Source organism: Candidatus Neomarinimicrobiota bacterium, from assembly GCA_021157965.1.
Lineage (GTDB): Bacteria > Fidelibacterota > Fidelibacteria > Fidelibacterales > Fidelibacteraceae > Fidelibacter.
The window spans coordinates 1-6,223 of the sequence record JAGGVO010000029.1; the positions used below are offsets into that span (position 1 = coordinate 1).

The following is a 6,223-nucleotide window of genomic DNA, read 5'->3' on the forward strand; positions in this document are numbered from 1 at the left end:
ACATCCGCCCGGGCGGATGTTTCCAGGGCTGTGCCGTTCCGGAAAAGTATGCCTTTCAAGGCCCCTCTGCCGGTCCCCGCCATAATGGCTGTGGGAGTGGCCAGACCCATGGCACAGGGACACGCAATCACCAAAACCGCCACCATGCGGAGGAGACCGGGGACCCATTCCCCCAGGGCCAGTCGCCAGATGATCAACGTAAGAAAGGCAATGCCGATGACTGAGGGGACAAACACCGCTGCGATTTTATCCGCCAGGGCCTGAATAGGTGCCTTGCTTCCCTGGGCTTCTCGGACCATGGCAATAATACGGGACAGGACGGTGGCTTCGCCTACCTTATCCGCCCGGATTTTTAAAACTCCGTAGGTGTTCAGGGTGCCGCCGGTGACCGGATCCCCCTTTTTTTTATCCACCGGGAGGGATTCACCGGTGAGCATGGATTCATTCACCGCCGATTCTCCCTCAAGGATTGTCCCGTCCACCGGGATTTTCCCGCCGGGCCGCACAAGGAGGATATCCCCCGGTTCCACCTGGCTGAGGGGAAGGGTCAAGGTACCGGTATCCGTGATTTTTTCCACCGTTTCCGGTTGAAGGTTCAGCAATTCTTTGATGGCTGCACCGGCTTGTCCCTTGGTCCGGGATTCCAGGAATTTTCCCAGACGGATGAGGGTGATAATCACGGCGGAGGTTTCAAAATACACGTGGTCCCCTGCATTTGGAAACAAGATGACAATCCACGAATACACGTAGGCCACGGAACTTCCCAAAGCCACCAGCACATCCATATTGGCGGATCCGTTTCGGAGGGATTTCCAGCCGTTTTTATAGTAATCAAACCCGGTATAAAACTGGACCGGTGTGGCGAGAAAAGCGAAGAAAAGATTCATCCACAGGGCGTGGCTCCACATTCCCAGGATGCCGAAATCCCGGAGCATACTCAGAATAAAAAGGGGAGTGGTAAACAAAATGCCGATCCACAAGGCCTTCAGTTGGTACCGGTGATGTTTTTCGCCGCTGCTATTTTCACCCGGCTCCTGATCTGTTAACGGTGTATAGCCTAAATCTGAAATCTGTTCGGCCATCATCTCGGGGGAAGCAAGACCGGGAACGTATTCCACCGAGACCGATCCATCGGCAAAACTGGCAGCGGCTTTGTACAGGCCGGGAAGCTTACGGGTGAGTCCCCGTTCGATAGTGGAAGCGCAATTGGCACAGGTCATGCCTGCCACAGGAATGCGGATTTTTTTCAGGGGAATATTATAACCGGCGGACTGAACAGCGGACAGGATATCAGCCAGAGAGAGGGTGGAAGTATCGTATTCAACGGTGAGTTCTTCCGTGGCAAAATTCACGGAAGCGGATCGGATACCGGGCAGTTTTTTGACGTTTTTCTCAATCGTTGCGGCGCAATTGGCGCATGTCATCCCCCGGACGGGGAGGATTTCCTTTTTAACCGCCATCAGGCATTTTCCGCCGGATAGCCGATTTCATCCAGTGTGTCCAGGATTTGGGATTTAGTCGCGGGTTTATCCCACGTCACCTCCACATGTTTAGAGGAAACATCTTCCTCCACTGATGTCACTCCGTCCAGGTTCTGCAGCTCCCGGGTAATGGTCATAATACAGTGCCTGCAACTGATATTGGGTATGAAAAATGTTTTCTTCATGAGAATTCTCCATTTTTGTCTATGATGAAAAAGGGGACAAATAGTTGCAGGAGAAGGTCGAGTCCGGATGTAAAAAGAGTAACAAAATCCCTTTAGAATATGTTTAAGTGATAAAGAGGGTTCTCGTTTGATATAAATATGAAAGGAATATTTTATTTCATTAAATATCTGAAACTAAAAAAGATAAAGAAGAAAGCAACAAAGAGAGGTGGAATGAAGAGAAGAACTGAAAAATTCCAAAGGGATATTGAGGATATATATCCGAAAAGTATTGCAAGTAAAGAAAAAACTCTTTCCGTTAAACCTCCATTAAAAAGAATTAAAAGAGCAAAAATCACAGCAGAAAGACTATCAAGAATCATGATAAATCTGGGATTCTTATATACAGGGATCTGTTCCAGAATTGTTTTTTTCGTGTTATCAGAGAGATAAACATGAGCTTGTTCTTTAGTAAGTTCATTAGGATGAAAATGTTCTACGTTCTGTAATAATGTATAACAATGCCGGCAGTCTTTTAGATGATGAAGGACTTCCGGATCATTGAGACCATGAATGACATATCGCTGTTGAATGTATTTGCAGTGAGTCATTTTTCCTCCTGTTTTTGTTTTTCGGTTAAGGAAATAAATCCTTGTTTTTCCATTACTAAAATAACAGATAGTCTTGCTCTTCGAATTCGTGCTTTAACAGTATTCAACGGGATATTCAAAATCCTTGCAATTTCTTCCTGTTTACAATTCATATAGGAATGCATAACGAGGGGAGTCCTGAGCAGCGTTGGAAGTTGGCGAATGACTGATCTGCATATATCTTTATCTATATCATCAACATCATTCCTGGCCTCTTTATACGTAATGGTATCTGGCAGCTCGGGATCCATCTTACTTTCTTTGTAATATCTACTGGTTAAATAGCTTACTGCGGCATTTCTGGCAATATGAAAGATCCATGTTTTCAACGTGGAGTCACCACGAAACTGATGAAAATGAGTATAAACCTTTATAAAAACCTCCTGAGCCAGATCATCTGCATCGTCTTCATTGCAGACAAATGTATATAACCATTGTTTCAGTTCATTCCCCCAGGAATCGATAATACGTTCCATTGCCTGACGGTGGAAACCATGTTGATATAGATTGATGATTTGATCATCCAGTGTCATGAGTGTGGTTCCTGTTCAGGCATTTTAAAATAAGGATATTTTTGGGGGAGGTATAAGAAAACATTACGGATTTTGTTGCAGGGGCAGAGGCAAGAGGTTAAATGTAAAAATTTATGATTTTGTATGTTTTTCAGCCAGGATATATGCGAGTCCCAATCCAGCCAGAATAAGTCCCCAACTTGCTGAAATGATACCAGTGTTTAACCATAATGCAATCCCCAATGTAACTCCCAGGCTAATAAATAAATAACCTCGTCTGATATAATTGGGTTTAGGTATCAAAGCGGAAATTTCTGAAGCCTTCCCGCCTTGTTCCAGAAATTTTATGATTTGTTCACTCAGCAATCTTTTTTTACGGTATTCAAAGTAAAATACCAAAATGATCGTGACAAAAGTAGCAATACTCGTTATAACAATCGCAAGCATTTCCATTTGAGCAATTTGCATTTTTAAGCTCCTTTTTTAGTAAATGGACTGATATATCCACTAAAGGGTTGCATGATAAATATTTGTATGAAAAACCTGTAAAAAAAAAGTCATGGTGGAGTACCGGATTTTTTTCTTATCCTTCGGAGGAGGGATTTCCCGATACGCTTCGCTATCGGGGTAAACTTCCCGCCCCTCCCTTTTTAAATAATATCCACATTGTAAAAAAAGCCCTGATAATATATCAAGGCTTTGGTTTTCTTGCTCCGGAGGAGGGGCTCGAACCCCCAACCTAGTGGTTAACAGCCACCCGCTCTGCCATTGAGCTACTCCGGATGATAAGCGATCAAAAAGCCTGAAAATTTAAGGAAGATATCCTTTTTATGTCAATGATTATATTGTTTATTTGGTATCACAAGGTTTCCGATGTATTGGTTATGCATTAAGAATGTCCGGTAAGAAATCCAAGGAGAAACAGGGGACGGGTGTTTTTATCAAGTTGTGTTGAATGACTGAAAATGATCTTTCTATCTGCATGGATCCCTTTGAACCGACTTCTTCCTTTTCCGGGTCCTCCAATTTCAAAGATGTATGATTTATCCTCTTTCAACATATAATCAGGCGTTTTTGAGCCACGGGTAAATTTTAGATACATAAGATCATAGCCTGCCGTATTCATGGCTGAGACGAAAAAATCTTCTCTCAAGGGGCCGACAGCATCGTGATAATCCTTAAATAGAAGCCGATAAGGCAATGTAAGCAACACTTTGGGTTCTTTCATCACATTGGTTCCGCCGGGGAAAACCTGTTTTACAACAAAGGCCTTTTCCAACAATTCCAAATATTGTCTGGCCTTATATTTTGTAATGTTAAGGTTATGAGCGAGTGTTGAATAATTGATACCATCAATACCGGATCGTCCAATGAATGTTACAAAATCACGGATAACAGGCAACTCATCAGTTCTCAAAGTTTGAACCATCGGGATATCATACTGAATAATTTTATCCAGAACGGCTTTCAGGAGAGAGAGGTACCTGGGTTCCTGAAGGGCAAAGGGGAGATTGGCACCTTGTAAATATTCATTGAAATAGGCGGATAAATGCATATAAGGTGATAAGTTTTCACCCTCGATAATTTGATTCAGTGTAAGCGGAGGTAATTCCTTATCATATTTAAAATACACGTATTCGGCTAAAGAAAAATTATCAAGATAATATAATAACACCCGCCTGGAAAGGTCATAGGAAGAAGCATGCATGGCCAGTGCAACAGAACTGGTAAAAATGATCCGGACGTTTAAAAAATCAAATATTTTCTTTAACAGGCCATGTATATCAGGAACGGCATGAATTTCATCAAGAAAAAAAGTGTGGATTTTAAAATCTCTGCTGAGGATATGAATCAGTTCAAAAAGATCATCCTGCAGAGTATCCAGGGAGATATAAATACTGTTTTTGGTTTCATTTCGAAGTTGTTTAAGAAGGACCGTTTTGCCTGCTCCCCGCGGACCGATAATACCTGCAAAATGTTTTCCTTCGTCCTGAAGCAGATCCTGGAATAAATATCTTTTCCGGGGGAACTTTTTACCATCCAGTTGCGCAAGATCATCCGGATTGAAATAAGATGTCAAATCATGGAGTGCCATATCAATTCATTCAATGGTTTTATAGAATGTGCGTTTGCTTAAGTTTTTAAGCTAAAGGGTGCAGCTTTTCTCTTCCGTGATACTTATTCAATGAGCATTCTATTTGTGTTTGATATTCGAACTGTTTATATTTTTTAAATACTAATAATTATTATACAGTAAAAATGGGACTGTTAGTGGCGGAGCCGCGGGGAAAAGTTTATTGGATATACAAAAATCATTCCTGGCAGCAATTAAAAGCGTTCATCTTCGTTTTGGCGACCATCTTATTGTCTTCTGTTTCTGAAAATATCATAGATAATCAGATAAAAGAACATTAATTAAAGTTGCACGGCAAATGATATCACAAGCGGGTGGTTTAAGGGGGTAGTTCAGGGTAATGGAAAAGCTGCTGGAAAAATATCGGGATATATTGATCCAGAAACGCTACAGTAAAAACACAGAAAAAGTATACATAAATTATTTTACAGACTTTTGCAGGAAATTCGGACCTGGTAATATTGATGATTTATCAAAAGAAAAGATCAATGTTTATATAAGCGAGCTCATCCGTGAAAGAAACATATCCGCAAGTCAGCAGAACCAGCGTATCAATGCCATAAAATTCTATTACGAAAAGGTTCTCGGCAGGGAGAAAGAATATTATGAATTGCACCGGCCGCATAAAGAACAAAAGTTACCCAAAGTATTAAGTAAAAATGAAGTGAAGAAAATATTAAGTGTCTGTGAGAACATTAAGCATAAATCAATATTAATGTTAATATATTCAGCAGGATTAAGGCGGAGTGAATCAATCAATCTTAAAATTACAGATATCGATTCTGAAAGAATGGTTATCAACATAAGAGGAGGGAAAGGGAAAAAAGACAGGATTTCATTGCTCTCGGATCATATGCTTGTATTATTAAGAAATTATTATAGAGCATATAGACCTAAGGACTATCTTTTTGAAGGTCAAAATGGAGGAAAATATTCACCAACAAGTATTGCAAATATATTAAAGAAGGCATCATTAAAGGCTGGTATTCGCAAAAAAGTTACTCCCCATATATTACGGCACAGTTTTGCCACACATCTTCTTGAACAGGGAACGGACTTGCGCTATATTCAGGAGTTACTGGGTCATAACAGCTCTAAAACAACAGAAGTCTACACGCACGTATCAAAGAAGGCAATCGATCAGATAAAAAATCCTGTCGATGATTTTTTTGATAATGAACGATAAAGAAAATATAAACCCAATAGTGCTTAGCCCTCCAATTTGGCGGAATAAACACAATTGGGTTTACACAGACGTTAGCTGCAAGCGTAAAATTAAAGA

Annotated in this window: 7 protein-coding genes and 1 tRNA gene; 2 read left to right on the forward strand and 6 right to left on the reverse strand. The window is 41.1% G+C overall.

What is annotated here, in order from left to right:
• On the reverse strand, positions 1–1,460 hold a 1,460-nt coding region (locus tag J7K63_03540; protein MCD6234096.1), incomplete at its 3' end, for a heavy metal translocating P-type ATPase.
• Positions 1,460–1,666: a heavy-metal-associated domain-containing protein gene (locus tag J7K63_03545; protein MCD6234097.1), complete on the reverse strand. Its 207-nt coding sequence runs from the start codon at positions 1,664–1,666 to the stop codon at positions 1,460–1,462. The genes J7K63_03540 and J7K63_03545, both read right to left, overlap by 1 nt.
• Positions 1,667–1,804: 138 nt before the next feature.
• On the opposite strand from J7K63_03545, the gene J7K63_03550 reads away from it, so the two are divergent.
• Entirely contained in the window at positions 1,805–2,098 is a 294-nt protein-coding gene (locus tag J7K63_03550; protein MCD6234098.1) for a hypothetical protein, read from the forward strand.
• Between the two features lie 154 nt (positions 2,099–2,252).
• On the opposite strand, the gene J7K63_03555 is transcribed toward J7K63_03550, so the two are convergent.
• The 4 genes from J7K63_03555 to J7K63_03570 all read right to left on the reverse strand — a co-directional run bounded on the left by J7K63_03555 (position 2,253) and on the right by J7K63_03570 (position 4,902).
• The gene (locus tag J7K63_03555) at positions 2,253–2,828 is read right to left on the reverse strand and encodes a sigma-70 family RNA polymerase sigma factor (protein ID MCD6234099.1); all 576 of its coding nucleotides are present in this window, start codon (positions 2,826–2,828) and stop codon (positions 2,253–2,255) included.
• 111 nt (positions 2,829–2,939) lie between these two features.
• A complete protein-coding gene (locus tag J7K63_03560; protein MCD6234100.1) occupies positions 2,940–3,275 on the reverse strand; it encodes a hypothetical protein in 336 nt (111 codons plus the stop codon).
• A 243-nt stretch (positions 3,276–3,518) separates the two neighbouring features.
• A tRNA-Asn gene (locus J7K63_03565) sits at positions 3,519–3,590 on the reverse strand.
• Between the two features lie 106 nt (positions 3,591–3,696).
• Entirely contained in the window at positions 3,697–4,902 is a 1,206-nt protein-coding gene (locus tag J7K63_03570) for an ATP-binding protein (GenBank protein ID MCD6234101.1), read from the reverse strand.
• A 379-nt stretch (positions 4,903–5,281) separates the two neighbouring features.
• Here J7K63_03570 and J7K63_03575 point away from each other — a divergent pair, with 379 nt between their 5' ends.
• Positions 5,282–6,127 carry a site-specific integrase gene (locus tag J7K63_03575; protein ID MCD6234102.1) on the forward strand — a complete coding sequence of 282 codons (846 nt, stop codon included), beginning with the start codon at positions 5,282–5,284 and terminating at the stop codon, positions 6,125–6,127.
• The last annotated feature ends 96 nt before the right edge of the window (positions 6,128–6,223 follow it).